Origin of the sequence: Pseudomonas sp. Je.1.5.c (assembly GCF_051129895.1) — a bacterium.
Classification (GTDB): Bacteria; Pseudomonadota; Gammaproteobacteria; order Pseudomonadales; family Pseudomonadaceae; genus Aquipseudomonas; species Aquipseudomonas urmiensis.
This window is the reverse complement of sequence record NZ_JBCPSP010000022.1, coordinates 67,855-92,754: the sequence shown is the minus strand read 5'-3', so window position 1 is coordinate 92,754 and position 24,900 is coordinate 67,855. Positions and strand designations below refer to the sequence as shown.

Below are 24,900 nucleotides of genomic sequence, written 5' to 3'. Positions count from 1 at the left end.
ACAACCCAAGCCTTGGTCATCTTGGCTCGAAAGCTTGCCCGCGTGGCTTTCGCCCTGATGAAAAATCAGGGCGAATACATCACCAGAGCTATGAAATTGGCTTGCCCATAACCATAGAATCTCCCACGGATACCGCCAGCCGTAAGTGCGGAGCGGTATCTGTCGCAGGTTTGGAGGATATTCCGGCCTCTTCGCGGGCTTGTCGGGGCGCCGAACCGCCGCGAAGAGGCCGGAACAAACAACACAAAAGAAAAATTCAGACCTTGGCTTTGGCTTTGGCTTTGGCTTTGGCGAGAGCGTAGCGATTCACTGCTCTTGATCTTCGTACGCGCAAGTTCAGGCGCCGCAGATTCGCGACTTCAGGAGGCTGAGCAGAGGTGCCTGGAGGGCCAGGTGCGCCAGCACCCTTCGGCGCAGCCGAAGGCGCGAGATGTAGATTTGCGCAGCAAATCGTAGGCCGCGCGGGTCCGGAAGGCGCCGGCGCGAAGGGACCCGAAGCGCAGCGCAGGGCCGTATGTAGGAGCGAGCGGTTTTGCTTACTTTTCCCAAGAGAAAAGTAAGCCGCCGTAAGGGCGGAAAGGTGAATCAGCGTCGACAACAAAAATGGATATGCTCAAAAACCAAAACTACCGCCGCCGCAACGTCTCAGACGGCAACTCCCCAAACCGCTGCCGATAACTCTCCGAAAACCGCCCCAAATGCATAAACCCATAATCCATCGCCAACTCAGTCACACTGCGCACCGAGCAACTCGAATCACTCAAACACTCATGCACCCGCTCCAACTTACGCTGGCGCACATACTGCTTAGGGGTAGTCCCCAAATGCCGATCAAACAACACATAGAACGACCGCAAACTCATGCAAGCCTGCTCCGCCAACGCCTCAGCCGGCAACTCAAGCTTCAGGTTACGCTCGATGTAATCCAAGATCCGCTCCAGGCTAGCCCCCGGCGCTCCAAGGCTCTCACGGCGGATGTTGGTACTCATCAAAGTCAATAATTTGCTCGCCACGATCTGGCTGTAGTGCCCCTGCACCCGCGGTAACGAGTCACTGACCTCAGCCTCATGACACACCATCGCCAGCAAATTGACGAAGCCATCGAGCTCTTCCAACCGATAATGGTTGCGCAAGAACCGTACCCCACCACTGGGCCGATACCAACGCTGCTCATCGCAAATCGAATCGAGCAACCGCGTCGGCACCTTGAGAATGAATTTCTCACAGTCTTGCGAGTACGTCAGGTCAACGGGATCATCCGGGTTGATCAGCAGCAGCTCGCCCGGCACCAGGTGATGCTCGCGCTGCGGCCCGCGCCACAGGCAGTTGCCGTTGAGCAGCACCTGCAGGTGGTAGATGGTTTCCAGCGCCGGTGAGGTAACCCGCACACTGCCGCCATAGCTGATCCGGCACAGGTCCAGCTCGGCGAATTTGCGATGGCTCAGACTGGCCTGGGGGATGGGTGGAGCGCGACAGGCCGATGCAGTGCTGGCCGACATGTCGATTGACATAATCGGATACAGCATAAGGATCAGCATGATGGAACACGCTGCTGCGCTCGCTCAACAGGCGGCTTTCCATAGGCAAGGCACTCGGCTCGTTATTGTTCTGGTCGCCGCTTCCTACAGGCACATGGCCCGTGGTCGCGGTCGTTCACGGTCATTCTATAGGGCCGGTTGCAGGTGACAGCGGGCAAGTGACAACCGGTGGCTTGCTCACACACTAAGCAATATGGCGGGGGTTAGGCAATGCGACCTAGGCGAAGGGCGGGCGGATAGCGGACAGCATAGGGCATGTGATTGTCCGATTATCGAACGCTATTGCGCTGCAGCAGTACCGGCCTTTTCGCGGGGCAAGCCCGCTCCCACGAGTGCGGGCCTGTAGATAGATGTCGCTGTGTGTATATCTGACTTTGCGGGGTGTCCTGGCCTCTTCGCGGCCCGCGGCCCCAAGGGGCTGTGCTGGCACAGCAAAAAACCCACTGCAACATGGATCCCTGTGGGAGCGGGCTTGCCCGCGAAGAGGCCAGCCGAGCATACCCATCTATCAGTGCACAGCGCCCTCTGGCCGACCCGCCCAGCCCTGGCTGCGGGCGCGAAACTGCCTCGGCGCAATGGCGAACAACTCACGGAAGCGCCGGTAAAAATGCGGAAAACTGACAAAGCCGCTGGCCACCGCCACTTCAGTCAGCGACTTGCTCGTATGCTGCAACAGCTGCCGCGCATGGGTCAGGCGCAGCTCCAGATAATACCGGGGCGGCGTTGCCTGCACATGGCGGCGGAACAACCGCTCCAGGTGGCGCCGTGACAGCCCTGCATGCTGCGCAATCTCATCGATGCCGATAGGGTCTTCGATGTTGGCATGCATCAACTCCAGCGCCAATCGCACGCCACGCGGAAGCGTTGGGTCGATATCCGGCGCAGCAGCCGGCATATCACTCAACACCCGCGAACGGTCGCAAGCCAGCATTTGCTCCACCGCCCGGCGCAAGCCTTCGCCGCCACTGTGTTCGAGCAAGCCAAGCATCATGTCCAGCGCACTGCTGGCCCCCGCGCAGCTCATGCGCCGCCGATCCAGCACATGCGCCTGGCGGCTGACCCGCACCTGCGGGAACAGCTCGTTGAGCATCGCCCGACCATCGGGGTGAAACGCGCAGTCGTGGTCGTTGAGCAGGCCAGCCTCGGCCAGAAAGTACGCCCCGTTCCACAAACCGCCCAACAGCGCCCCATGCAGATCGGCCTGGCGCAGTTTGCCGCGCAGCAGGGAGCTGCTTTCCAAGCGAACCCGAAAACCACCACACACCAGCAGTACATCCAGACCCTGCCCTTCCAGATCGGCCAGGGCAGTATTGACTGGCAGGGCAATTCCCAGGTCGCTCATGACCTGGGCGCCCTCGCCCACCACCAGGATCTGGAACAGCGGCGTGGAGCTCATCAGGTTGGCGGTGACCAAGGTGTCCATGGCCGCTGTGAAGGCCATCATGGAAAAGTGCTCACGCAAGACAAACGCCACCCGCCGACATGGCAGGGCCAAGGCCGTGCGGCCAGCCGGATCGAGGTGGGCCAGGTTGCTGTTCTTCAATACGCTTTCGAAATGACTCATGGCTCAACTCCACCGCCAGCCTGTGCCCCGGCATTACCGGGGCGGATGGAAACGACCGTTACTTGCTCGCCTGGCTGGCGGCGCCGCGGGCGGCCGACAGCCATTGGTCGAACTGCTGGCGATGGGCTGCGACCCACTCCTTGGCGTGACGCTCGATGTCGGCGGGTTTCTTCTCGCCCTGCTGCATCTTCAAGTTCTGCGCACTCTCGTCAGCGGTAGTGAGCTGCATCTGCGAGAGGAACTTGGCAGCCGCCGGATTTTCCTCGGCGAAGTCTTTGTTGAGCACCGCTTCAACCTTGTCCACGGCAAAACCGAGGTTCTTGCCTTGGTACATGGTGTCGACCGCGTTGTTGCCATCGGGCAGATCGGTTTTCGGGACTTCCAGCCAGACCACGTCCTTGTCTTCCACCAACACCGTGGAGATCCACTGCGGCACCCAGGTGAAATAGAGGATCGGTTTGCCTTCCTTGTAGCGGGTGATGGTGTCGGCCATCAGGGCGAAGTAGGAGCCCTGGTCGACATGTACGGTTTTGTCCAGGTCATAGGCTTTGATGTGGTGGGAGATCACCAGCTCGCAGCCCCAGCCTGGGTTGCAGCCAGTCAGGTTGGCCTTGCCGTCGCCGTCGGTGTCGAACAGCTTGGCGATTTCGGGCTTGTTCAGGTCGGTGATGTACTTGATGTTGTGCGCTTGGGCGGTTTTCTTGTCGATCAGGTAACCCTGGAGCACGCCGGGCATGATGTCGCCGGCCTTGACCATCACCTGATCGCCACCGGCCTGCTGGTAGAACTTGTCGTGCAGCTTGTCCCACAGGTGCACGGTGAAATCGGCATCGCCGTTGGCCAGGGCGACCATCATCACCCCGTACTCGGTTTCTTTCGGCTCCTGGACCTTGTAGCCCAGCTCGCGCAGGCCTTGCATGGCGACTTCGCCACGGAAGCGCTCTTCGGCGATCGAGGGGAAGATCGGCGTGACCTTGACGCCCTCGCCCGGCAGCTCGGCCGAGGCATTGGCGCACAGGGCGGTGGCGACCAGAGACAGCGCGCAGGCGCATTGCAGGATGCTGCGGGAGAACTTCGATTCGTACATCGTCGCGTACCTTCTTCTGCTTGTTATGTTCACGTGCGGCAGTTCGAATGTGTTTGTCTCAGGCGGTCTTGCGCCGCTCTGCGTGTCCTGCACCAAACAGGCGCAGGACCAGGCCCACTGGCCCTGTGTGGTACCAGCGCAGGCTCGGGTCGGCACTGCTGCGGGCGCCCATGGCCTGGGTCAGGCGGTCGAGGAAGATCGCCAGCAACACCAGGCCCATGCCTCCGACCGTGGCCAGGCCCATGTCCAGCCGGCCAATGCCGCGCAGGACCATCTGCCCCAAACCGCCGACCGAAATCATCGAGGCGATCACCACCATCGACAGCGACAGCATCAGGGTCTGGTTGAGGCCGGCCATGATGGTCGAGGTGGCCAGCGGCAGTTGTACCCGGGTCAGCATCTGCCGGGGCGTGCAGCCAAAGGCACGGGCGGCTTCGATCTTGTCTTCCGGCACCTGGCGAATCCCCAGGTTGGTCAGGCGTACCAAGGGCGGCAAGGCAAATACGATGGTGACCAACACCCCAGGCACGTTGCCGATGCCAAACAGCATCACCACCGGCACCAGGTAGACGAACGCCGGCAGCGTCTGCATCGCATCGAGCACCGGCCGCACCACCTGCTCCAGGCGATTGCTGCGCGCACAGAAGATGCCCAGCGGAATGCCGATCACGGCGCAGAAGAACACCGAGGTCAACACCAGCGCCAGGGTGGTCATCGACGCCGACCACACGCCGATCAGGCCAAGCAGGGTCAAGGTCACAAAACACAACAGGGCCATGCGCTTGCCCGCCAGCTGCCAACCCAGCAGGGACGAAAGCAGGATGCCGATGCTCGGCGGGATGCTCTGCAAGATCATCTCGATGCCATTGAGCACTTGGTCGATCGGCCAGCGAATGGCGCGGAACACATCGCGAAAGTTGTGCACCAGGAAGTTAAGGGTGGCTTGCACCCAGTCACCCAGCGGTATGGTGGCCGACTGGAACGGGTCGAGCAGACTGAATTCGGACATTAGGGCTTACCTCGGCAAGGGTCGCTGACGCTTAGTGGCGGCTCAGGGTCTGCAGCAGCTGGTTCTTCGACAAGGTGCCCTTGAGCGCTCCCTCGCGGTCGAGGACCGGCACCGGGTACGGCAGCGTGGCGGCGATATCCAGCACCTCGTGCAGCGGCGTGTCGGTGTATACCGGTTGCCGTTCGTGCAGGCTGTAGCGATCCGTGGCCGCGGCGCCGTCGGCAGCGGTATCGACCACACCCAGCAGTTGCCCGCACTCGTCTACCAGGTAGCCGAACGGCACCCCGGCCCTGAAGCGTGGCGCCTTGCCGTTGACCCGGCAGACCAGCTCTGGGTCGAACTCGGCGACATCGCCGGCTTTGAGCACGCGCGAGCTGTCAAAGCCCTTGAAGAAGGTGCGCACGTAGTCGTTGGCGGGCTGGTTGATCAGCTCTTGCGGGGTGCCGATCTGCACGACTTTGCCGCCTTCCATGATCGCGATGCGATGGCCGATGCGGATGGCTTCTTCGATGTCGTGGGAAATGAAGATGATGGTGCGTTGTTGCTCGGCCTGCAGGCGGATCAGCTCGCCTTGCATTTCACTGCGGATCAGCGGGTCGAGGGCGGAGAAGGCCTCGTCCATGAGCAAGATGGTCGGATCGTTGGCCAGTGCCCGGGCCAGGCCAACGCGTTGCTGCATGCCGCCGGACAGCTGGTGCGGGTAACTGTGCTCGTGCCCGGCCAAGCCGACCTGGCTGAGCGCTTCGCGAGCACGGCGAGTGCGCTCCTGCTCGGCGACCCCGGCGATTTCCAGGCCAAAGGCGGTGTTTTGCAGCACGCTCATGTGGGGCATCAAGGCAAAGGACTGGAACACCATGCCCATTTCCTTGCGGCGCACATCGAGCAGTTCCTTGTCGGATAGCCCGGTGATTTCCCGGCCGTTGAGGTGAATGCTGCCAGAGGTAGGCTCGATCAGGCGGTTGAACAGCCGCACCATGGTCGACTTACCGGAGCCGGAGAGGCCCATGATGACGAAGATCTCGCCACGCTTGACGGCAAAGCTTGCATCGAACACGCCGACCACATGGCCGGTCTTGCTGAAGATCTCATGCTTGTCGGCGCCTTTGCGCAACATCTGCATGGCCAGGTCCGGGTTGGGACCAAACACCTTGAAGATGTTGTTCACCGAGAGAATTTCATCGGCCTGCTTCATACGACCCTCTTTTATTATCTTTATAACCAAATTCACACTTCGCACTGGCACGCCGTGCAGGCGTTGAATGTCAGTACGAGGACGCTTGGCAGTCGTTCAAATCGGAACGTGGAGTCAACCCGGCACGCAGAAATTCCTGCTGTAAAATTATCGACATCGATCGCTTCAATGCCGCGCCGTTGAGTTAACGTTAGGCCTCGGCGAATAGCGGGTCCAACGACATTTGTAGGGCGCAAACCATTACCTGGAGTTATCAATATGGCCAGGGTGGCGATCGTGGTTTACCACCTCACTGCTTAATCGCTACAGTGGTCAGCCCGCCCCGCTGACAGCAAGGATCTGATCTGCCCTCATGGTCAAACACACCGAGCCCGATCAGACCCTGATCAAGATGCCGTCGCTACGCGCCGTGAAGGTGTTCGTCGCGGCCGCCAAGTATCAGAACTTCACCCGTGCCGCCGAAGCGTTGTGCGTGACCCAGGCCGCCGTGAGCCGGCAGATTCGCGAGCTGGAAGCGCACCTTGGCGCGCAGCTGTTCACCCGGGTAGGCCGCGCCGTTGAGCTGACCGTGGCCGGTTCGATCTTCTTCGATGCGGTGCAGTTATCGTTCGTCAATATTTCCCAGGCGGCCGAGCGCATTCGCAGCAACACCACCACCAAGCACGTGGTGACCCTGTGCTGCTCGCCGGCGTTCGCCAACCTCTGGCTTGCACCGCGCCTGCCACTGTTCTTCGAACAACATCCAGACATCGACATCAACCTGATCACCACCCAGAACTTCCTGTCGATGGAGCCTGGGGTGCGTCCGGATATCTTCATCACCAAGCTGGGCAAGATCCACGACGGCTACCGCTGCCTGGCGCTCAACCATGATGTGGTCTACCCGATCTGCTCACCGCAGTACCTGGAACAACACCCTGAGCTGTGCACGCTGGACAACATCCGCGATGCCGCACTGCTCAACCTCAGCCCCTACGGCCGCTCGCAAGTGGCCGAGCATGTCGACTGGGACGTTTGGCTGGCCTTTCACAATATCGACCTCAAGCGCCGCGCCAGCCAGGCGCCGCACTACTTCAACGCCAACGACTACAACCTGCTGGTGCAGCTTGCGCAGAATCATCAAGGGGTGGCGCTGGGCTGGCATCATCTGGTTGCAACCCTGGTCGAGCGCGGCCTGTTGGTGCGGCCGGTGCCGCATGAGCTGGTGCTCAAGGATACCTTCCACTACCTGGCGTTCAACGAAGAGAAGGAGCATGACTCCAGTTGCCGGCGCTTGCGCGATTGGTTGTTGGGGCAGTACCAGCAGCCTGGGGAGCAACAAGCGGGTTAGTTGCCTCTGAGGCGCGGACTGACACAACCTGAAATCATCCGAATACGCCACTGGGCAATTTCCCCGACAAACCCACTACGGCTTCTGATAAAACGCCCCTCATGCCAACTCCCCTGCTCGATCATCTCAAACGCCGCTGGCTCAGCTGGCTGTGCGTGGCCCTGCTGTTGGTCGGCCTACCGACCGGCTGCGCCGTGCTGCAACACAAAGAGCGCGAACTGGTGTTTCGCATCGAACCCGGTAACGCTAGCTGGTTCCACGGCCTGCCGGCAGGTGTCCAGGAACTCCAATTGCGCCCGCGCAGCTTTGCCGACAATCAAAGCCTGCACGCTTGGTGGTGGCCGGCGCGGCGCGCCGATGCCCCCGCCATCCTCTACCTGCACGGAGTGCGCTGGAACCTCACCGGGCAGCTGTTTCGTATCGAACAACTGCATGCCATGGGCTATTCGGTGTTAGCCGTGGATTACCGCGGCTTCGGCCAGAGCCGGGGCGATCTGCCGTCGGAGGCGACCGTCTACGAGGATGCGCGCATCGCTTGGGAGCGCTTCGCGCAACTGCAGCCAGACCGCGACAAGCGGCTGATCTTCGGCCACTCGCTGGGCGGCGCGGTGGCCGTTGAGCTGGCCGCAGAACTGGCGCGCCAGGCGCAGAGCGACGGCGCCCCCGCTGCCGCTCGTGGTTTGATCCTGGAGTCGACCTTCACCTCCCTGGGCGATGTCGCCGCCGCAGTGGCTGACACCGCGCTGCCGGTGCGTTGGTTGCTGTCGCAGAAGTTCGACTCGATCGACAAGATCAAGGATGTCGGCATGCCGGTGTTGTTGGTGCATGGGCAAGATGACCGATTTGTCCCGCCGCGCTTTAGTGAGCAGTTGTATGAAGCGGCGCAGGAGCCCAAGAGCTTGTTGCTGGTGCCGGGGGCGAGCCATAACAACAGCATGCGTTTGGCTGGGCAGCGCTATCAGCAGGCGATTCGTGGACTGCTTTGATAGCGATTCGAGGGCCTTTGAGCTCTCACTGAACCGGCAAGAAATTCATCAGCAACAAGCTCTGCGCATAATTCAGGCCGATCCGCCGATAGCGCTCGTCGAGCATCTGTGCCAGCAGATCCAGGCGCGCGACGATCTTGCCGAACTCCACGGCAAAACTCAGGTTACTGCCCTCCTCGGAAATCTCATTGGAAAACAGCAGCAACACGCCATTGGCATCCTGGCGTTGGCTGAGCATCCAGGTAGCTTTTTCGATGTTGCGGGCGGCGTTGTTGACGAACAGCGGGTCAATCGCATCGGTCATGTAGAACTCGGTGCGCCCGCCGTGGGCAGTGATGATCATGCTGCCAATGGCGTAGATGAAGGCACCCACCCGATCGCCCCGGAACTCGGGGCTCAAGGCATAGCTCAAGGCCGCCAGGTCACGCCGTTCGCCCAACTGCGCCAAGGGCTGGCGCTGCTCGATCGCCACTCGAATCTGCCGCTCGGCGGTAGCGGCATCGAGGTAGCCGGACTGTTTCCACTGGCTGGGATTGCGCAGGTAGAGCTTGTTCATCAGCAGGTACAAACTCTGCAGATTGTCGCGCATCGACAGCGTGGCCATGCGGTCGACGCTGGTCTGGAACAACTCGCTGGGCTTGCCGTCACCGAACTGGCTGACGATGTCGCGCCCCTGTTGCTGGGTGCACGCGTACAGGGCGATCAGGGCGCCTGCCAGCAGCAGGCGCGAGCAATGTCGGGAGACTGGGACAACCATTGGCACCGGGGTCTGAGATCAACGACGGGGCCGGGGATCGGCTCAGCCTGACCAGACATAGAGCGCGGAAAGTTGAAAAAGTGCAGTGAAGGCCACGCATCACATCGCGTGGCGCAACATCTCCAGCACCTGGGCATGCAACACCGGATCACCACAGGCCACCACACACCCGCCGTTCTGCGCCGAGCTACCGTCCCAGGCGGTAATCACCCCACCCGCCCCTTCGATGATCGGCATCAGTGCCTGCACGTCATACGGCTGCAGGCTGGCCTCGACGATCACATCGACAAAACCCGAGGCGAGCATGCAGTAGGCGTAGCAATCACCGCCATAGCGCATCAAGCGCGCCTGGCCAGCCACCGCTTCGAAGGCCGCCTTGCGCGCCGGGGTATCGAACATGTCAGGCGTGGTACACATCAAGGTCGCCGAGGCCAGGTCGCTACAGGCGCGGGTCTTCAGTGCAGCGTTGCCCAGCCAAGCCCCTTCAGGGGTACCGACGAAGCGCTCGCCGGTAAACGGCTGGTTCATCACCCCCACGCGCGGGCGCTCACCGTCGTTCAAGGCTATCAGCGTGCCCCACAGCGGCAGGCCGGTAATGAACGCGCGGGTGCCGTCGATCGGGTCCAGGACCCAGGTCAAGGGGCTGCTGCCTACTGCCACGCCCTGCTCTTCGCCAAGAATGCCGTGCTCGGGATAGCGCGCCTGGATCAACGCACGCATGGCGTCTTCTGCCGCTTTGTCGGCCACGGTCACGGGGTCGTACAGGCGTCCGCCTTTGTCCTCGACGTCCAGGCTGGCTCGGAAATACGGCTGGATCGCCGCAGCGGCGGCATCGGCCAACTGTTCGGCAAAGGCGCGGAATTCGCCAATTCGTGCAGCGCTCAGGGACATGGGGCAGGCCTCTTGGAGTGATGAGGGGCGCATCATACCCGACGCTATGCGGCTCGGTCAGGTCCGATCACGGCACATCCTTCTCCAGCGAGCGCCACAACTCGATCATGGTCGGGTTGCTGTTGCCGGTTGCCTTGAACGACCAAATCTCCAGATCTGCGCACCACTGTGCGCCGCCCGCGTGCACCAGGCGGCCGGCGGCCAGTTCATCCTGCGCGGCCGATTCCGGCAGCCAGCAGATGCCATAGCCCTCGCGGGCCATCCGCGACAGGTGCATGGCCATGTCCGCTTCATGAAAGCGCTCCAGCGCCAAGGGCTGGGGCGCCGCGCGCAGGATCAGGTCGACCACCCGGCCAAGAAACGAGGTCGCGGTGTAGCCCAGGTAAGGAATCGGTTGCGCGCTCGTGCCGGGCAGGGAGAACAGCGGCTGGCCATGCTCGTCGGGCGCTGACACTGGAATGAAGCGGTCGCTGCCCAGGCGCAGGCCGACGAACTTGTCCGGGTCGAGGAAGATCGGCACTTGCGGGTGGCTGTAGCCGATCATCAGGTCGCAGTTGCCTTCCGCCAGGGCAATCACCGCCTCTTGCACGTTGTCGGCCAACACCCGCGCGTTGAAGTATCCGTTACGGCGCTGGAAGGCGGCGAACCACTGTGGCACGAAGGTCATCGACAAGGTGTGCCCGGCGACCACCTGGATCGAACGCCCCGGCATGCGCTCGCCCCGGCGCAGTACCGAGCGCAGCTGCATGAAGGTGGCCAACGCTTCGCCGCCCTCCTCGCAGAACGTCTGCCCAGCCTGGGTCAGCTGCACCGGGTAGGTGCCGCGGTCGACCAATTCGACGCCGACCCACTCTTCCAACGAGCGAATTCGCCTCGATAGGGCCGACTGCGTGATGCAGCGGATTTCTGCGGCGCGGGAGAAGTTCTTGGTTTGCGCAACAGCGAGCAGATCGTCGATCCATTTGGTTTGCATGGGGCGCCTAAGCAAGGAGTGATTCCGGGATGTTAAGTCGACTGGCCAGCGTCTCGCGATACAGGCGGGTAGCGGTATATGAACGCAAGATGCGAACTAAGCCGAACAACCTCAATGTTAGCGGCCTGATCGGCGTGTATTGGCTCTAATCGAAAACTATGCGCTTTTCGCATCAAACTATGGCGCGATCTCATCAGCGCCCTCTGGTTGCCCTCTTAATCTGTTCGCGTCACCCAGCCGTGGTGACTGCCAACAACAAGAGAGGTCGCGATGAACCCTAAAAAACTTCCCCGTTACATCGCCGTGGCGATCGTCCTGGGCATCCTGGTCGGCTGGTGCTGTCACCATTACGCCGAGAGTGTCGAAGCCAGCCAACGCATCGCCGGTTACTTCAGCCTGGTGACCGACATTTTCCTGCGCATGATCAAGATGATCATCGCCCCGCTGGTATTCGCCACCCTGGTCGGCGGCATCGCCAGCCTGGGCAGCTCCGGCTCGGTCGGGCGCATCGGCCTGCGGGCGATGACCTGGTTCGTCTGCGCCTCGTTCGCCTCGTTGGCGCTGGGCATGTTGCTGGTCAACTGGTTCCAGCCCGGCGCCCACCTGGACTTGAGCGTCAGCCAGGCGGTGGGCAGCCAGGCGGCGGTCAACGCCGGCGACTTCAGCCTCAAGGCGTTCATCGGCCATGTGTTCCCGCGCAGCATCGCCGAAGCGATGGCCAACAACGAGATTTTGCAGATCGTGGTGTTCTCGTTGTTCTTCGGCCTGGCCCTGGCCTATGCCAAACGCCAGGGGCACAGCGCGATCGGCAACCTGGTCGATGAATTGGCCAAGGTCATGTTCCGCATCACCGACTACGTGATGCTGTGCGCACCACTGGGCGTGTTTGCCGCGCTCGCGGCAGCGGTCACCACCCAGGGCATCGGCTTGCTGCTCGACTACGGCAAGCTGATCGGCCAGTTCTACCTGGGCATCCTGCTGCTGTGGGCGCTGCTGTTCGCGGTGGGCTATCTGTTCCTCGGCCGTCCGGTGTTCACCCTGGGCAAGTTGATTCGCGAGCCGGTCCTGCTGGCCTTCTCGACCGCCAGCAGTGAGTCGGCCTACCCCAAGACCATCGATGCGCTGGAAAAATTTGGCGCGCCCAAGCGGGTTTCCAGTTTCGTCTTGCCGCTGGGTTACTCGTTCAACTTGGACGGCTCGATGATGTACCAGGCGTTCGCCATCCTGTTCATCGCCCAGGCCTACAACATCGATTTGAGCTTCACCCAGCAGTTGCTGATTTTGCTGACCCTGATGATCACCAGCAAAGGCATGGCCGGCGTTGCTCGCGCTTCGGTGGTGGTGGTCGCCGCTACCTTGCCGATGTTCAACCTGCCCGAAGCCGGGCTGCTGCTGATCCTGGCGATCGATCAGTTCCTCGACATGGCCCGCACGGCGACCAATGTGGTCGGCAACAGTATCGCCACGGCAGTGATCGCCAACCTGGAGGCGCGTCGTGGCGAGCCACAAGCGCCTGCTGAACAACCTACCCTCGCTGCCCACAACGCCTGAGCCAGATCATGAACCCCACTCCTTCCCATGAAGCTTCGCGCACGCTCGGTATCATCGGTGGCCTCGGCGCCCTGGCCGGTGCCGACCTGTTCTCCAAGCTGCTCAAAAGCCAGCCAGTGCTGGCTGATCAGGGGCGCTACCACTTGTTGTTCGAGCAACACCCCTTCAAGGACCTGGAGCTGCCGCTCGACGCACAGGCGCGCCTGACATCGCGCAAGTTGTATGTCTACCAGGCTTGTCAGCGCTTCACCGAGCGCGGCGCCGATGCCGTGCTGGTGCCGTGTTTCGCCAGCCAGAGTGTCCTGGAAGAATTGCAGGCGGAGCTGCAAACGCCGATTCTCGACCTGTTCGACGCCGTTGCCAGGCAGGTGGCCAGCCGCGTTGCGCCAGGGGCGCGGCTGGGCGTGCTGGCTTCGGACTATGTACGCGCCTGCGGCAGCTTCGAACGGCATTTTGCCGGGCAATACCCGCTGGTTTACCCCAGTGCGAGCAGTCAGGCGCGGTTGATGGAGATCGTCTACGGCCCCCAGGGCATCAAGCGCGGCTACCTGGATGGGAGGGTGCTGGAGCAACTGCAGCAGATCTGCGGTGAACTACAGGCCCAAGGCGCTCAACTGATGCTGCCGGGCATGACTGAACTGTCGCTGCTGGCCAATGACCTGCAGCGCCAAGGCGTGGCGCTGCTCGACGCCAACCAGGTATATGCCGACTTCGCCATCAGCGCTGCGCTCGGGCCACGCCCTGCGCCGTTCAAGCTCGGCATCGTCGGCGGTGTGGGGCCAGCGGCGACGGTGGACTTCATGGCCAAGCTGGTCAGCCAGACCCCCGCCGGGCGCGATCAGGAACATATCAAGCTGGTGGTAGAGCAAAACCCGCAGATCCCTGATCGCACTGCCAATCTCCTGCACGGCCAAAGCGATCCAACCGTGGCCCTGTACGCCACCTGCAAGCGCCTGGAGCGCGAGGGGGCCCAGGCGATCGCCATTCCGTGCAACACCGCCCATGCCTATGTCGAACGGATCCAGGAGCACTTGGCGGTTCCCATCGTCCATATGCTCGAAGAGACCCTGAAGTCGATCCGCGAGGCGTATGGCGACCAACTGCCCATCGGCCTGCTGGCGACTTCGGGTACGGTGCACAGCAGGGTCTATCACCAGGTGGCCGAACGCTTGGGGCTCACCTTGAAAACGCCGGACGAGACGGCTCAGGCCCAGCTGATGCGCGCGATTTACGCTGAGCATGGGGTCAAGGCGGGATTTACCCAGGGGCGTTGTGTCGACGATCTGCGGGCGGCGGCGGTCCAGTTGGTCCGCGAGGGCGCGCGAGTACTGATTCTTGGATGCACGGAGCTGCCGCTGATCCAGCGCGCGGGCGATCAGCTGGTCGAGGGAGTCAAGGTGCACTTCGTCGATCCCACGCAGGTGTTGGCCAAGCGCTGCGTTAGCCTCAGCCTTGCCAGGCAGAGCTGAGGGGCAGCCGTGTCCCCAGGCGGGCTGTTAACATGCACCTGCCGCCAGCACCGATCCAGCGCAGGCGAACCTTGCCCTCGATAAGGACACCGCCCATGGTTTGCAAGCCAATCGCCCTGGTACTCGCCGCCGGCCGCAGCCAACGCTTTGGCGCCGACAAGCGTCAACAGCGCTTGAGCAATGGCCTCACCTTGTTGCAATCGAGCCTGTTACTGCCTTGCGCGGTGTTCGAGGAAGTCTGGCTGGCCCTGCGCGAGGACGATCCGGTGCCGCTCGACCTGCCGAGCAAGGTCCGTATCGTTCAGTGCGCCAGCAGCCGGCTGGGTCTAGGTCATAGCATCGCCGCCAGCGTCCAGCGTATCAGCGCCGTTTCCGAGGGCCAGGCGCTGGCAGTGTTTCTCGCCGACATGCCGTTCATCCAGGCCAGTACCCTGGATACCCTGCTCGCCAGCGCTGCTCCTGATCGAATCTGCCGCCCCGCCTACCAAGGCAAGACCGGCCATCCAGTCATATTCGGCCGCGACTTCTGGGCCGAGCTCAGCCAGCTTGCCGGCGACAGCGGCGCGCGTAGCGTGGTCCAGGCCAACAGCCACGCAGTGCACACGCTGACGGTCGATGACCCGGGGGTATTGATCGACATCGATCGCCCCAGCGACGTGCCGTCGGCGCAGAGCGTCTAGACTGAAAGTGGATTGGCGCGCCACTTGGCCCGCAAACCAACAACGGCATGAACGGGGGGCTGCCACACGAGGAGGTGTGCGATGAGCCAGTTCAAGCGCATGTTCGTCATGCTCGGCCCGCAGATGCGTTACTCACCCGCCTTGCAGCGGGCGGCGGCGCTGGCCGAATCCAGCGGTGCCTTGCTGGATGTCAACGTTTTCGTCGACGATGTCGACACCTTTGGCCTGATGAGCGATGGCAGCGAGCGCGAACGTCTGTTGACCCACAATCGTCTGTGGCTGGCGGACGTTGCCGAGCAGCTGCGTAATACCGGTCTGGATGTTTCCACCGAGCTGCTGCTGACCCGCGATCCCCTGGGCAGTGTGCTGGAACAAGTCGAACGCCTGGGCTGCGATCTGCTGATCAAGGATGTGCAACACGAGCCGGTGCTCAAGCGGCTACTGGTAACCCCCTTGGACTGGCAACTGCTCAAGGACAGCCCGGTCGCCGTGCATCTGGTCAGCGAAATCCGCCTGCCGCTACCCCGGCAAATCGCTGCAGCAGTCGATCTCAATAGCCACGGCGCCGGTGAACACCTGGACGAGCAGGTCATCCACAGCGCGCGTGCGCTGGCCCTGCAATGCAATGCCGAGCTGCATTTGCTGCATGTGTGCGATGCGTCGAAAACCCATATCGCCGACTTTGGCGCAGGCACAGTGACCATGCCTGGCTTCGACGCCAGTGTGCGGGTCGCGCAACGGACCGCGTTCAATCGATTGGGTGATCATCATGAAGTCGCCCTGGAGCGGAGGCATTTCCTCGAGGGGCCGGCGATCAGGGCGATTGCCCAGTACATCAGTCATAGCCGGGTCGATGTGATCGTCATGGGCAGCCATCGGCACGACGCCATGCAGACCTTCCTGGGCGGTACCACCGCGCATGTGCTGGAACATCCACTGTGCAACGTGCTGGCGATCAAGGCAGTGCACTGAAGGCACTGGCGAACGTTCAGGCAGGGCGATTACCGCCCTGCCTGCCAGGTATCAGAAGCCTTTGCTGTAGAACAGCGAGTACGACTCGATGCCGTCGTTAGGCTGCTTGATGCCGGCGTTGGAGTAATGCATCGCGCGGATGCCAACCTTCTGCTCGCCCGGCAGCTTCAGGCCAAAGCCGATGCGGTCTTCGAAGTTGACCGCAGAGCCCAGGCGTTGGTCGCCAACGTCAGTCTTGGAGAACGCTGCCAGGCCAATGCCCGCCTCGATGTAGGGGGTGTAGGTGAAGCCGCTGAACTCGTAGACGAATACCGGGCTGAACGACAGCGAATGGGCGCCGCTGGCCTCACCGCCTTCCCAGTAGGTGTAGGCGGCATCCCAGTAGCCGGTCAGGTGGCCAGTGCTGCTTTGCAGCCATTGTTTGTCCCAATCCCAGGACAGGCCGATACGGTAGGTCATGTCACCTTGGCCGGTGGCGCCAACAGCGCCGGACACTTGTGCGGCGTGGGCCAGATTGGCGCCAGCGAACGCCAGGACGGCGACCGCCAGCGTGGTGGCGAGACGGGTTTTCATCAATGACTCTCCTGATGGTCTTCACGGACATCGGGGGCTTGAGCCCCTCATTTTTCGCTTGTCTACCTGGGCATCCCGCCAAGTAACAAGGTGCAATACTTCTCGGATTATCGACTAGATGGTCAGAAAGTTGAAAGTGGATTGCCACTATTGGCTAATAGGCTAATCGTATTCCGATTCGGCGTGCTCACCGAGTAACCGCCGTTGCCGGGCAGTGGCTGCGGCGAGCACTTGAGGGTTGAACTGCCAGCTCAGGTACGGGGAAAACTTCTGCGCCACCATGCGCCGGCCATAGTGCACCTGGAGCATGTCGCGCACCTGTCCAGCACTGCTGTTGGCCGCGCCGCGGTGCCAGAGGTCACTGCGAAACACCAAGGCAGTACCGGCCCGACACAGCAGCGCCTGGGCGCCCTGCCCTTGCCAGCTGTCCTCGCCCGGCTCTGGCGCTCGCCCCGCGCGATGACTGCCTGGCACTACCCAGGTTGGGCCGATGGCCAGGTCGATATCGCACAAATACAGCTGCGCCGTGATGATCTGCATGGGCAGGCTGAAATCGTGCTGGGCGTAAAGCCACGGCGGCAATTGCATTGGCAGGTGATCCAGATGCAATGGCAGGCCTGGATAGCCAGGATGACTGCGCCAAGCGGTCTGGCCGATGATGTGGCAATCGTCGCCCAAGGCCGCTTCGGCCAGGCCGATAAGCGCCGGTAGGTCGAGAAAACTCAGCCACAGCGGGCTGCGGTTGAAGACGCACTTGTAGTGTTCGAGCAGGCCTTGGTAGTCCCAATGCAGTGGCTGCAGGTCGTCGATCGCGCAGCGTATCAAGGCGATCTGCAGCGCATCGAGCACGTCACGGATGAGCACAAAACCGTCGTCGTGCAGCGCTTGCAGCTGCTCCTGCACACCCATCGGGTTACCCTCCGGCGCCAGGAGCACATCTGTACTCCTGGTTATGAATGGGCATTCAACGCCAGTTCAGATTGACCTTCGCCGGCGCCTTGCCGTCAATACTCACTTGCTGCTGCACGGTCTGCCCTTGAGCCTGGCCGATCACCCGGTAATGCCCCGGTGGCAGTTGCACGTAGATCATCGGGCCAACGTCCTGCAGGTTCAGCAGCGGCTGGCCCTGGCCACTTTGAATATCGACCGCCGCCCCAGTCTGGAACTTGCCTTCGGGGCCGGTCGACAGGGTGATGTGCAGGTTGTAGCCCTGGGTTCGGCGCAAGGCGTTGGCCTCGTCCTGGCCGATGCCACCTTGCAGATAGCGGATGCCGTTCTGCTCCTGCGGTTGCAGTTGCACAGCCTGCGTGTCGATTGGCGCGTTAAGGTCTGCGCCAGCGGCCAGCGGCCAGGGTAGAGCCAGGCCCACCAGCAATGCCGCACACAGGCTGTAATGATGGTTGCGCATGGTGCACTCCTCCATCAACGGGATGCTTACCCTATGTTCGACGCTGCGCCGCGCCTGGCGTTGCGCCATGGCGCGACCATCGGTCAGGCAGCGCGGCGCTCTTCCAGCAACTTGATGAACATGCTCAAGCTGCGCGACACCGTCCCGCGGCGCCACACCAGCCAGGTCTTGAGATAGCGAAAGTCCTGCGACAACGGCCACACACTCACCGTGCTCACCCCTGGCATGCTGTCGAGCATGCTACGCGGCATCAGTGCCAGGCCCGCACCGGCGCTGACGCAGGCAAGCATGCCGTGGTAGGACTCCATCTCGTGGATCTTGCCGGGCACCGCCTGATCCTGTACGAACCAGTTCTCGAAGTGATGGCGATAGGAGCAGTTGGCGCGAAAGGCGTAGATGCTCTCGCCATTGACCTCGCGCGCCCGGCTGATCGGTGCATGGTTGAGCGGCGCGATGACCACCATCTCCTCCTCGAACACCGCCATGCCTTCCAAGGTCGGGTGCAACACCGGGCCGTCGACGAATGCCGCGACCAGTCGGCCAGACAACACCCCCTCAAGCATGGTGCCCGAAGGTCCGGTAGAGAGGTCCAGATCGACCTTGGGATAGCGCTGGTTGTAGGCCGCCAGCAGCGCCGGGATGCGAACCGCGGCGGTGCTTTCCAGCGAACCCAGGGCGAATGTGCCTTGCGGGTCTTCACCGGCGACGGCCAGTCGGGCTTCATGCACCAGGTCAAGAATGCGCCGGGTGTATTCAAGAAAATTCCAACCGGCCGGCGACAGGCGCAGCCGGCTTTTTTCGCGGATGAACAGCTCGACGCCCAGGTCCTCCTCAAGCTGCTTGATACGGGTGGTCAGGTTCGACGGCACCCGATGAATCTGCTGGGCGGCCGCGCTGATGCTGCCGTGCTCGGCCACGGCCTTGAAGATTTCCAGTTGCACCAAGTCCACTATCTTTCTCCAAACGTGAATGTTTCGCTCATTATTATTCAGTTTTCAATAATGATGCACACCACTAGTCTGGGCGTCACTCACCAACAACAACGAGGCGCTCTGCCATGAGCCAGATCACTAGCCTGACCCACGCCATCTCCGTCGACCCGTACAGCGGCGAGCAGATCGGCCACTACCCATTCGACACCGACGCCGCACTGGACGCGGCGCTGCAACGTGCCAAGGTTGGCTTCAACCTGTGGCGCAAGGTGTCGCTGGGTCAGCGCAGCGAATACCTGATCGCTCTGGCAGATGCCCTGCAAGCCAACCACGAAGCCCTGGCGGTGATGATCAGCCGCGAAATCGGCAAGCCGATCAGCCAGGCCCGTGGCGAAGTGAGCAAGTGCGTTGGCCTGTGCCAGTGGTATGCCGAACACGGCCCAGCCATGCTCGCCCCGGAGCCGACTCAGATCGAAAAAGCGCGTATCGAGTACCGTCCACTGGGCCCGATCCTGGCGGTGATGCCGTGGAACTTCCCCATCTGGCAAGTCCTGCGCGGCGCCGTGCCTGCGCTGCTGGCCGGTAACACCTACGTACTCAAGCACGCACCCAATGTGATGGGCAGCGCCTACCTGCTGCTGCAGATCATCCAGCAGGCCGGCCTGCCAGATGGCAGCTTCGAGGTTATCAACGTCACCCCTGATGGTGTCACTCGCGCCATCAATGACCCGCGCATTGCTGCCGTGACCCTGACCGGCAGCGTGCGCGCCGGCATGGCCATCGGCGCCCAGGCCGGTGCTGCGTTGAAGAAATGCGTGCTGGAGCTGGGCGGTTCAGACCCGTTCATCGTGCTGGCCGACGCCGACCTCGATGCTGCCGTCAAAGCCGCGGTGATCGGCCGTTACCAGAACACCGGCCAGGTCTGCGCCGCGGCCAAGCGCCTGATCGTCGAAGACAGCATCGTTGATGAGTTCACCCGCAAATTCGTCGAGGCGACCCGCCAGCTGAAGGTCGGTAACCCGCTGCAGGACGACACCTACATCGGCCCGATGGCCCGTTATGACCTGCGCGACGAGTTGCACGGCCAGGTACAGGCGACCTTGGCTGAAGGCGCAACCCTGCTGCTCGGCGGCCAGAAAGCCGAGGGCGTCGCCAACGTCTACCTGCCGACCGTGCTCGCTGGCGTGACCTGCGAAATGACCGCGTTCAAGCAAGAGTTGTTTGGCCCAGTGGCGGCGATCATCGCAGCGCGCGATGCCGACCACGCGGTAGAACTGGCCAATGACAGCGAGTTTGGCTTGGCCGCGACCATTTATACCGCCGATGTTGCCTTGGCAGAACGGATGACCGCTGCGCTGGATACCGGTGGCGTGTTCATCAACGGCTATTGCGCGTCCGATCCACGGGTGGCGTTCGGTGGCGTCAAGAAAAGCGGGTTTGGCCGCGAGCTGTCGCACTTTGGCGTGCGTGAGTTCTGCAACGTGCAGACGGTTTGGTTGGATCGCAACTGATTGTTTAGCGTTGGCAGTTGGGGCCGCTTTGCGGCCCCAACCTGTTCAATCGCGCACCTGATCCTTGACCCAATCGAGCATGCCCCCAGGCACAATCAGTTCATGCCTGGCCCGCGAACAGGCGGTATACAACCCGGCCAACATCCGCGCCCGCTCGTTGCGGTTGTTGCCGGCGCCAGGCGCAACCATCAGCTCAGGCGACACCATCACCCGGGCGAACTCCATGTTCTTCACATCCCTTACCCGACCTAGAAACAACTTGGGCGCCTTGTCCCAGCGGTAGCGGCTCTTGGCCTTGGCAAAGTGTTCCGGGCTATAGCCTTTGCGCAGCATGTTGGCCACCGCAGCGAAGGCCTTGTCGTCACCCTTGTCCTGCTCCAGCGCTTGCCAGCTGGCATAGCGAAACAGCATGTTGTGCCGTGGTCGGGTGCCATGGCGGTAGAGTTCGATACAGTCTTCGACGAACAGCTCGAACTCCTTGCGTGCGCCTTGGAGCAGCACGAACGGCACGCCCTGATGGGTAAGGCGCTGGAACCAGCCAAACAGCCCCCATTCATCGTCAACCAGCAACGCCGTAGGTTGCTCGGGCACCGTCACCGCATCGAAGAAACTCACCCGCGTGTAGTGCTCGGCGCTGCCGGTGAACGCCGCCTGGATAGCCGATGGGTGCGCCAGGATCAGCGGATTGAGCACGCCCTCCATCGCCGGCCCCGCTCGCAACGAGTGATCGATGCAGCGCTGGCGAATGAAGCTGCCGTGGTGCGGGCTCAGGCCATTGAGGTTCTGCAGGTCATCCCCTAGGGTGATGATCGCCTGGGGGCTGCGGTCGAGCACGGCAAGCATCGGCGCGGATAACTCATGGGCTTCGTCGACGATGACATGGCTGAATTGGACATCGATGACTTCGCGCGTCAGCGACAGCAGCTTGACCCGATGGTAGTCGCGCACCGGTAGCTGGATCTCCCGCGCCGAAGGGCGGATCAGTTGTTGCCAGTACAGGCGCGCCTTCTCCAGCAACACCTCCTGATCCAGCGGCGAGAATCCCGGCCCCATCCATGGCAGATGCTGCAAGCCAATAACCTCATCAGCGCTGCGGCAGAAGCTGCGCACGGCCTTGATGCACAAGGCAACCACCTCACGAGCAGCCAGCGGGCCGATATCGGGGATACCCAGCCACTGCACCACCTGCGACTCCTGTGGGCGCCAGGACAGTTTGCTGCGGTAGGCGTCGCGCAGGCGCCAGCCATTGCTGGTCAGGTCGCGATTGAGGATTTCGTCGGCCAACTGGCCGAACGTCAGCGCAGTGAACGCCGAAGCGTCCTTGACCCGCGCCTGCAAGGCGCGCAACTGGCCCTCGGTCATGGCCAGCAACAAGGTGCGCTGGGGGTCGAGCAAGCGCGCGAATTGATGGATCAGGAACGTCTTGCCAGTGCCGGCGAACCCTTGCACGGCTACCGATTCGTCGACACCGGAGAGAAATTCGCGCAGCAGGCGATTCTGCTGGTCGCTCAGACGCAGGTCGCTGGACAGCGACGGCAGGCTGACAGGGTGCAGCGGCGTTACCAACTGGCGGTAGCTATCGGCGAACAGGAAGTTCCAGCCGCCCTCACTGTCGCGCCAGTCGGCAGGATCGACTGGCGTCTCAGGGCTCAGCAGGCCAATGCCGTTTTCTCCGAGCATGCCCAGCCCCATGGCGAACGCCTCGGCGTCGAAACGCTTGGCTACTTGCGCCTGGAACTGCTCGGGGGCGGCAGCATGCACTTCATCGGCGATGCGCAGCATTTCGGCAAAGCGCCGTTCTTGGGCCTCCACCGAGGGTTTTCCTTGCTGGCGCGGCAGGTTCTGAATGAACAGCACGCTGGCCGTTTCCGGCAGGCTGGCCTGGGGAAGAAATTCGCCGGCGCAGGCCTCGCTGGCGAGGCGTTCGGCTTGGTCGCTGGTCAGTGGCAGATAGAACATCGGAACCTCAGGGAAACTGCCGGGCACCATACCAATATTTACCGGGGCATGCAGGATTGTCTGCGCTGGCGCAGGCCTCAACCCCTTGCCCGGCGCAGCGTCTCACTCGGCAACTCGCCAAACAACTGCCGATAACTGTCGGAAAACCGCCCCAGATGCCAGAACGACCAACGCATCGCCACTTCAGCCACTGTCAACTCGCCCCCACGCAGCAGGTCTCGCCGTGCTCCGTTTAGCCTGCGCAAACGCAACCAATGAGCCGGTGGCAGGTTGGTGAAGGCTTTGAACGTCTGCTGCAACTGGCGCACCGAGACCCCGGCAACGTTGGCCAGCTCCACCAGGTTAAGCGTCTCGTCCGGGCAATCCGCCGCCCAGTCACTGACCCGCCGCATCACCGCCCGCGCCTCGCCACGCCGCTCCAGGGCATCGCCCTGCAGCCGTTGGCTGGCGTTGTCGAGGATGAACAGGCAGTCCTCCAGCAATTGCTCGGCCAGCGCCCTGCCCTCCAACGGCGAATCGGCTTGGCCCAGGCGCGTCAGGGTGGCGCTGAGCCAGCCGCCGAACAGCGCGTTCTGCACGCTGTCCAAGGGCACCATGAACAAGCCTTCCAAGCGATTGACATCCAGCCCATGGCGTTGCAAGAAGCCTTGATCGAACACCACCGCCACTTCCTGGTAGTTCTCTGGGGTGATCCAGATATTGCGGCTCTCTTCATTGAGCACGTAGAGGCTGTTATCGCTGCGATCAAAGCAAAACGTCAGCGACCCGCTGGGCGCGCGGAAGAACTGCTCGACCCGGGTATTGAGGCGTTCTTCGTAGACTTCCACGCCATCGAGCCCCAAACAGCGCAGCTGACCGTTGAAATGCCCGGGGGACATTTGCCGGTATTGCTGCTGCCAGCCCGGGGTGGCGCGCACCTGTTCTGTTACGTCGCTGGTGTTGAAAGCCTGGACCTGCAAGGCATGGGGCGTTGTCACGCGATGTCCTATATGCACTCTTTTGGTGCATTCATTGCCGAAGGAAGTGGATAGATCAACCCTGTGGGCTGCGACCAAGATAGCCCTCAGCGCATCAGCTGGGAAGATTCCTTGAAACGATGTGCCACCAAAACCCAACCAAGAGGTCTGTATGAACGCCCCTTTCGATCAGCTGTCCACGTGGCTGAAAGAACACCGCATCACTGAAGTCGAATGCGTGATCAGCGACCTGACCGGCATCGCCCGCGGCAAGATTGCGCCGACTGCCAAGTTCCTCCATGAGCGCGGCATGCGCCTGCCAGAGAGCGTGCTGCTGCAGACCGTCACCGGCGACTATGTCGACGACGACATCTACTACGACCTGCTTGACCCTGCCGACATCGACATGGTCTGCCGCCCCGACCCTAGTGCGGTGTACCAGATCCCGTGGGCGATCGAGCCGACCGCGATCGTGATCCACGACACCTTCGACAAACAAGGCAACCCGATCGAACTGTCGCCGCGCAACGTGCTGAAAAAGGTCCTCAAGCTGTACGCCGACAAAGGCTGGCAGCCTATCGTCGCGCCGGAGATGGAGTTCTACCTGACCAAGCGCTGCGAAGACCCGGACTTGCCCCTGCAAGTGCCACTGGGCCGTTCGGGGCGCGCCGAGAGCGGTCGGCAGTCGTTCTCCATCGATGCCGCCAACGAATTCGACCCACTGTTCGAAGACGTCTACGACTGGTGCGAAATCCAGGGGCTGGACCTGGACACGCTGATCCATGAAGACGGCCCGGCGCAGATGGAAATCAACTTCCGTCACGGCGACGCGCTCGACCTCGCCGACCAGATCACCGTGTTCAAGCGCACCATGCGTGAGGCGGCGCTCAAGCACAACGTCGCCGCGACCTTCATGGCCAAGCCGATTACCGACGAGCCGGGCAGCGCCATGCACCTGCACCAGAGCGTGGTCGACATCGCCACTGGCAAGCCAATCTTCGCCAACGACGATGGCAGCATGAGCGAGCTGTTCCTGCATCACATTGGCGGCCTGCAGAAGTACATCCCCAAAGTGCTGCCGATGTTCGCCCCCAACGTCAACTCGTTCCGCCGCTTCCTGCCCGATACCTCGGCGCCGGTGAACGTCGAGTGGGGCGAAGAAAACCGCACCGCCGGCTTGCGCGTGCCGACCTCCAGTCCCGAAGCGATGCGGGTCGAGAACCGCCTGCCGGGCGCCGATGCCAACCCGTACCTGGCCATCGCGGCGAGCCTGCTGTGTGGCTACCTGGGCATGGTCGAGAAGATCGAGCCGAGCGCAGCGGTCCAAGGCCGTGCCTACGAGCGGCGCAACCTGCGTCTGCCGATCACCATCGAAGACGCCCTGCAGCACATGGAAGACTGCGAAATTCTGCAGACCTACCTGGGCCGCCAGTTCGTCCAGGGCTATGTGGCGGTCAAGCGTGCCGAACACGAGAACTTCAAGCGCGTGATCAGCTCCTGGGAGCGTGAGTTCCTGATGCTCAGCGTCTGATCCGCAACACTCGCAACAGACCCAAGAAAAA

21 protein-coding genes and 2 pseudogenes are annotated in these 24,900 nt (G+C 62.2%); 9 read left to right on the top strand and 14 right to left on the bottom strand.

The window, feature by feature from the left end:
* Positions 1-111, top strand: a pseudogene (locus AAZU54_RS16785) (IS110 family transposase); the annotation flags it as partial.
* 515 nt (positions 112-626) lie between these two features.
* Here the strand turns inward: AAZU54_RS16785 and AAZU54_RS16780 are convergent.
* From AAZU54_RS16780 to proV, 5 genes and pseudogenes are all read right to left on the bottom strand, one after another.
* Positions 627-1,581: pseudogene (locus AAZU54_RS16780) on the bottom strand (AraC family transcriptional regulator).
* A gap of 465 nt (positions 1,582-2,046) precedes the next feature.
* Entirely contained in the window at positions 2,047-3,102 is a 1,056-nt protein-coding gene (locus AAZU54_RS16775) for a GlxA family transcriptional regulator (RefSeq protein ID WP_186554528.1), read from the bottom strand.
* Positions 3,103-3,160: 58 nt separating this feature from the next.
* Entirely contained in the window at positions 3,161-4,189 is a 1,029-nt protein-coding gene (proX, locus tag AAZU54_RS16770) for a glycine betaine/L-proline ABC transporter substrate-binding protein ProX (protein ID WP_312151975.1), read from the bottom strand.
* A 58-nt stretch (positions 4,190-4,247) separates the two neighbouring features.
* Positions 4,248-5,198 (bottom strand): glycine betaine/L-proline ABC transporter permease ProW, encoded by a 951-nt coding sequence (gene proW / locus AAZU54_RS16765; protein ID WP_186554530.1) that lies wholly within the window; start codon positions 5,196-5,198, stop codon positions 4,248-4,250.
* Between the two features lie 31 nt (positions 5,199-5,229).
* Entirely contained in the window at positions 5,230-6,390 is a 1,161-nt protein-coding gene (gene proV, locus AAZU54_RS16760; RefSeq protein ID WP_186554531.1) for a glycine betaine/L-proline ABC transporter ATP-binding protein ProV, read from the bottom strand.
* 352 nt (positions 6,391-6,742) lie between these two features.
* Here proV and AAZU54_RS16755 point away from each other — a divergent pair, with 352 nt between their 5' ends.
* Together AAZU54_RS16755 and AAZU54_RS16750 are read left to right on the top strand one after the other, a co-directional pair.
* Positions 6,743-7,720: a LysR substrate-binding domain-containing protein gene (locus AAZU54_RS16755; RefSeq protein WP_186554532.1), complete on the top strand. Its 978-nt coding sequence runs from the start codon at positions 6,743-6,745 to the stop codon at positions 7,718-7,720.
* 101 nt (positions 7,721-7,821) lie between these two features.
* Positions 7,822-8,706, top strand: a complete 885-nt coding sequence (locus AAZU54_RS16750) for an alpha/beta hydrolase (RefSeq protein ID WP_312151971.1) — start codon at positions 7,822-7,824, stop codon at positions 8,704-8,706.
* Between the two features lie 25 nt (positions 8,707-8,731).
* On the opposite strand, the gene AAZU54_RS16745 is transcribed toward AAZU54_RS16750, so the two are convergent.
* From AAZU54_RS16745 to AAZU54_RS16735, 3 genes are all read right to left on the bottom strand, one after another.
* Positions 8,732-9,463 carry a hypothetical protein gene (locus AAZU54_RS16745; RefSeq protein WP_434727423.1) on the bottom strand — a complete coding sequence of 244 codons (732 nt, stop codon included), beginning with the start codon at positions 9,461-9,463 and terminating at the stop codon, positions 8,732-8,734.
* 99 nt (positions 9,464-9,562) lie between these two features.
* Positions 9,563-10,354 (bottom strand): histidinol-phosphatase, encoded by a 792-nt coding sequence (gene hisN / locus AAZU54_RS16740; protein ID WP_434727422.1) that lies wholly within the window; start codon positions 10,352-10,354, stop codon positions 9,563-9,565.
* A 67-nt stretch (positions 10,355-10,421) separates the two neighbouring features.
* A complete protein-coding gene (locus AAZU54_RS16735; protein ID WP_434727421.1) occupies positions 10,422-11,327 on the bottom strand; it encodes a LysR substrate-binding domain-containing protein in 906 nt (301 codons plus the stop codon).
* Positions 11,328-11,597: 270 nt separating this feature from the next.
* Here AAZU54_RS16735 and AAZU54_RS16730 point away from each other — a divergent pair, with 270 nt between their 5' ends.
* The 4 genes from AAZU54_RS16730 (at position 11,598) to AAZU54_RS16715 (ending at position 15,999) form a co-directional block, all read left to right on the top strand.
* Positions 11,598-12,878, top strand: a complete 1,281-nt coding sequence (locus tag AAZU54_RS16730) for a dicarboxylate/amino acid:cation symporter (protein WP_186554537.1) — start codon at positions 11,598-11,600, stop codon at positions 12,876-12,878.
* Positions 12,879-12,886: 8 nt separating this feature from the next.
* Positions 12,887-14,347 (top strand): aspartate/glutamate racemase family protein, encoded by a 1,461-nt coding sequence (locus AAZU54_RS16725; RefSeq protein WP_312151965.1) that lies wholly within the window; start codon positions 12,887-12,889, stop codon positions 14,345-14,347.
* 95 nt (positions 14,348-14,442) lie between these two features.
* A complete protein-coding gene (locus AAZU54_RS16720; RefSeq protein ID WP_434727420.1) occupies positions 14,443-15,027 on the top strand; it encodes a nucleotidyltransferase family protein in 585 nt (194 codons plus the stop codon).
* Between the two features lie 81 nt (positions 15,028-15,108).
* Entirely contained in the window at positions 15,109-15,999 is an 891-nt protein-coding gene (locus AAZU54_RS16715; RefSeq protein WP_312151963.1) for a universal stress protein, read from the top strand.
* A gap of 51 nt (positions 16,000-16,050) precedes the next feature.
* Here AAZU54_RS16715 and AAZU54_RS16710 read toward each other — a convergent pair whose 3' ends face one another.
* From AAZU54_RS16710 to ptrR, 4 genes are all read right to left on the bottom strand, one after another.
* On the bottom strand, positions 16,051-16,572 hold the full coding sequence (locus AAZU54_RS16710; protein ID WP_434727419.1) for an acyloxyacyl hydrolase: 522 nt from the start codon (positions 16,570-16,572) through the stop codon (positions 16,051-16,053).
* 162 nt (positions 16,573-16,734) lie between these two features.
* Entirely contained in the window at positions 16,735-17,481 is a 747-nt protein-coding gene (locus AAZU54_RS16705) for a phytanoyl-CoA dioxygenase family protein (protein WP_434727424.1), read from the bottom strand.
* A 55-nt stretch (positions 17,482-17,536) separates the two neighbouring features.
* Positions 17,537-17,980: a carboxypeptidase regulatory-like domain-containing protein gene (locus AAZU54_RS16700; RefSeq protein ID WP_434727418.1), complete on the bottom strand. Its 444-nt coding sequence runs from the start codon at positions 17,978-17,980 to the stop codon at positions 17,537-17,539.
* Positions 17,981-18,063: 83 nt separating this feature from the next.
* The gene (gene ptrR, locus AAZU54_RS16695; protein WP_434727417.1) at positions 18,064-18,930 is read right to left on the bottom strand and encodes a putrescine utilization regulator PtrR; all 867 of its coding nucleotides are present in this window, start codon (positions 18,928-18,930) and stop codon (positions 18,064-18,066) included.
* A 107-nt stretch (positions 18,931-19,037) separates the two neighbouring features.
* Between ptrR and AAZU54_RS16690 the strand changes: the two genes are divergently transcribed.
* Positions 19,038-20,423: an aldehyde dehydrogenase family protein gene (locus AAZU54_RS16690; RefSeq protein WP_434727416.1), complete on the top strand. Its 1,386-nt coding sequence runs from the start codon at positions 19,038-19,040 to the stop codon at positions 20,421-20,423.
* A 45-nt stretch (positions 20,424-20,468) separates the two neighbouring features.
* Here AAZU54_RS16690 and AAZU54_RS16685 read toward each other — a convergent pair whose 3' ends face one another.
* Both AAZU54_RS16685 and AAZU54_RS16680 read right to left on the bottom strand, forming a co-directional pair.
* The gene (locus tag AAZU54_RS16685; RefSeq protein WP_312152589.1) at positions 20,469-22,382 is read right to left on the bottom strand and encodes an AAA family ATPase; all 1,914 of its coding nucleotides are present in this window, start codon (positions 22,380-22,382) and stop codon (positions 20,469-20,471) included.
* A 77-nt stretch (positions 22,383-22,459) separates the two neighbouring features.
* Entirely contained in the window at positions 22,460-23,359 is a 900-nt protein-coding gene (locus AAZU54_RS16680) for a helix-turn-helix domain-containing protein (protein ID WP_186554546.1), read from the bottom strand.
* A gap of 151 nt (positions 23,360-23,510) precedes the next feature.
* On the opposite strand from AAZU54_RS16680, the gene AAZU54_RS16675 reads away from it, so the two are divergent.
* Positions 23,511-24,869, top strand: a complete 1,359-nt coding sequence (locus AAZU54_RS16675) for a glutamine synthetase family protein (protein ID WP_186554547.1) — start codon at positions 23,511-23,513, stop codon at positions 24,867-24,869.
* Positions 24,870-24,900: the final 31 nt, after the last annotated feature.

Coding starts and splice junctions, on each gene's coding strand:
- AAZU54_RS16775 (WP_186554528.1), bottom strand. CDS start 3,102: ATGAGTCATTTCGAAAGCGTATTGAAGAACAGCAACCTGGCCCACCTC.
- proX (WP_312151975.1), bottom strand. CDS start 4,189: ATGTACGAATCGAAGTTCTCCCGCAGCATCCTGCAATGCGCCTGCGCG.
- proW (WP_186554530.1), bottom strand. CDS start 5,198: ATGTCCGAATTCAGTCTGCTCGACCCGTTCCAGTCGGCCACCATACCG.
- proV (WP_186554531.1), bottom strand. CDS start 6,390: ATGAAGCAGGCCGATGAAATTCTCTCGGTGAACAACATCTTCAAGGTG.
- AAZU54_RS16755 (WP_186554532.1), top strand. CDS start 6,743: ATGGTCAAACACACCGAGCCCGATCAGACCCTGATCAAGATGCCGTCG.
- AAZU54_RS16750 (WP_312151971.1), top strand. CDS start 7,822: ATGCCAACTCCCCTGCTCGATCATCTCAAACGCCGCTGGCTCAGCTGG.
- AAZU54_RS16745 (WP_434727423.1), bottom strand. CDS start 9,463: ATGGTTGTCCCAGTCTCCCGACATTGCTCGCGCCTGCTGCTGGCAGGC.
- hisN (WP_434727422.1), bottom strand. CDS start 10,354: ATGTCCCTGAGCGCTGCACGAATTGGCGAATTCCGCGCCTTTGCCGAA.
- AAZU54_RS16735 (WP_434727421.1), bottom strand. CDS start 11,327: ATGCAAACCAAATGGATCGACGATCTGCTCGCTGTTGCGCAAACCAAG.
- AAZU54_RS16730 (WP_186554537.1), top strand. CDS start 11,598: ATGAACCCTAAAAAACTTCCCCGTTACATCGCCGTGGCGATCGTCCTG.
- AAZU54_RS16725 (WP_312151965.1), top strand. CDS start 12,887: ATGAACCCCACTCCTTCCCATGAAGCTTCGCGCACGCTCGGTATCATC.
- AAZU54_RS16720 (WP_434727420.1), top strand. CDS start 14,443: ATGGTTTGCAAGCCAATCGCCCTGGTACTCGCCGCCGGCCGCAGCCAA.
- AAZU54_RS16715 (WP_312151963.1), top strand. CDS start 15,109: ATGAGCCAGTTCAAGCGCATGTTCGTCATGCTCGGCCCGCAGATGCGT.
- AAZU54_RS16710 (WP_434727419.1), bottom strand. CDS start 16,572: ATGAAAACCCGTCTCGCCACCACGCTGGCGGTCGCCGTCCTGGCGTTC.
- AAZU54_RS16705 (WP_434727424.1), bottom strand. CDS start 17,481: ATGGGTGTGCAGGAGCAGCTGCAAGCGCTGCACGACGACGGTTTTGTG.
- AAZU54_RS16700 (WP_434727418.1), bottom strand. CDS start 17,980: ATGCGCAACCATCATTACAGCCTGTGTGCGGCATTGCTGGTGGGCCTG.
- AAZU54_RS16690 (WP_434727416.1), top strand. CDS start 19,038: ATGAGCCAGATCACTAGCCTGACCCACGCCATCTCCGTCGACCCGTAC.
- AAZU54_RS16685 (WP_312152589.1), bottom strand. CDS start 22,382: ATGTTCTATCTGCCACTGACCAGCGACCAAGCCGAACGCCTCGCCAGC.
- AAZU54_RS16675 (WP_186554547.1), top strand. CDS start 23,511: ATGAACGCCCCTTTCGATCAGCTGTCCACGTGGCTGAAAGAACACCGC.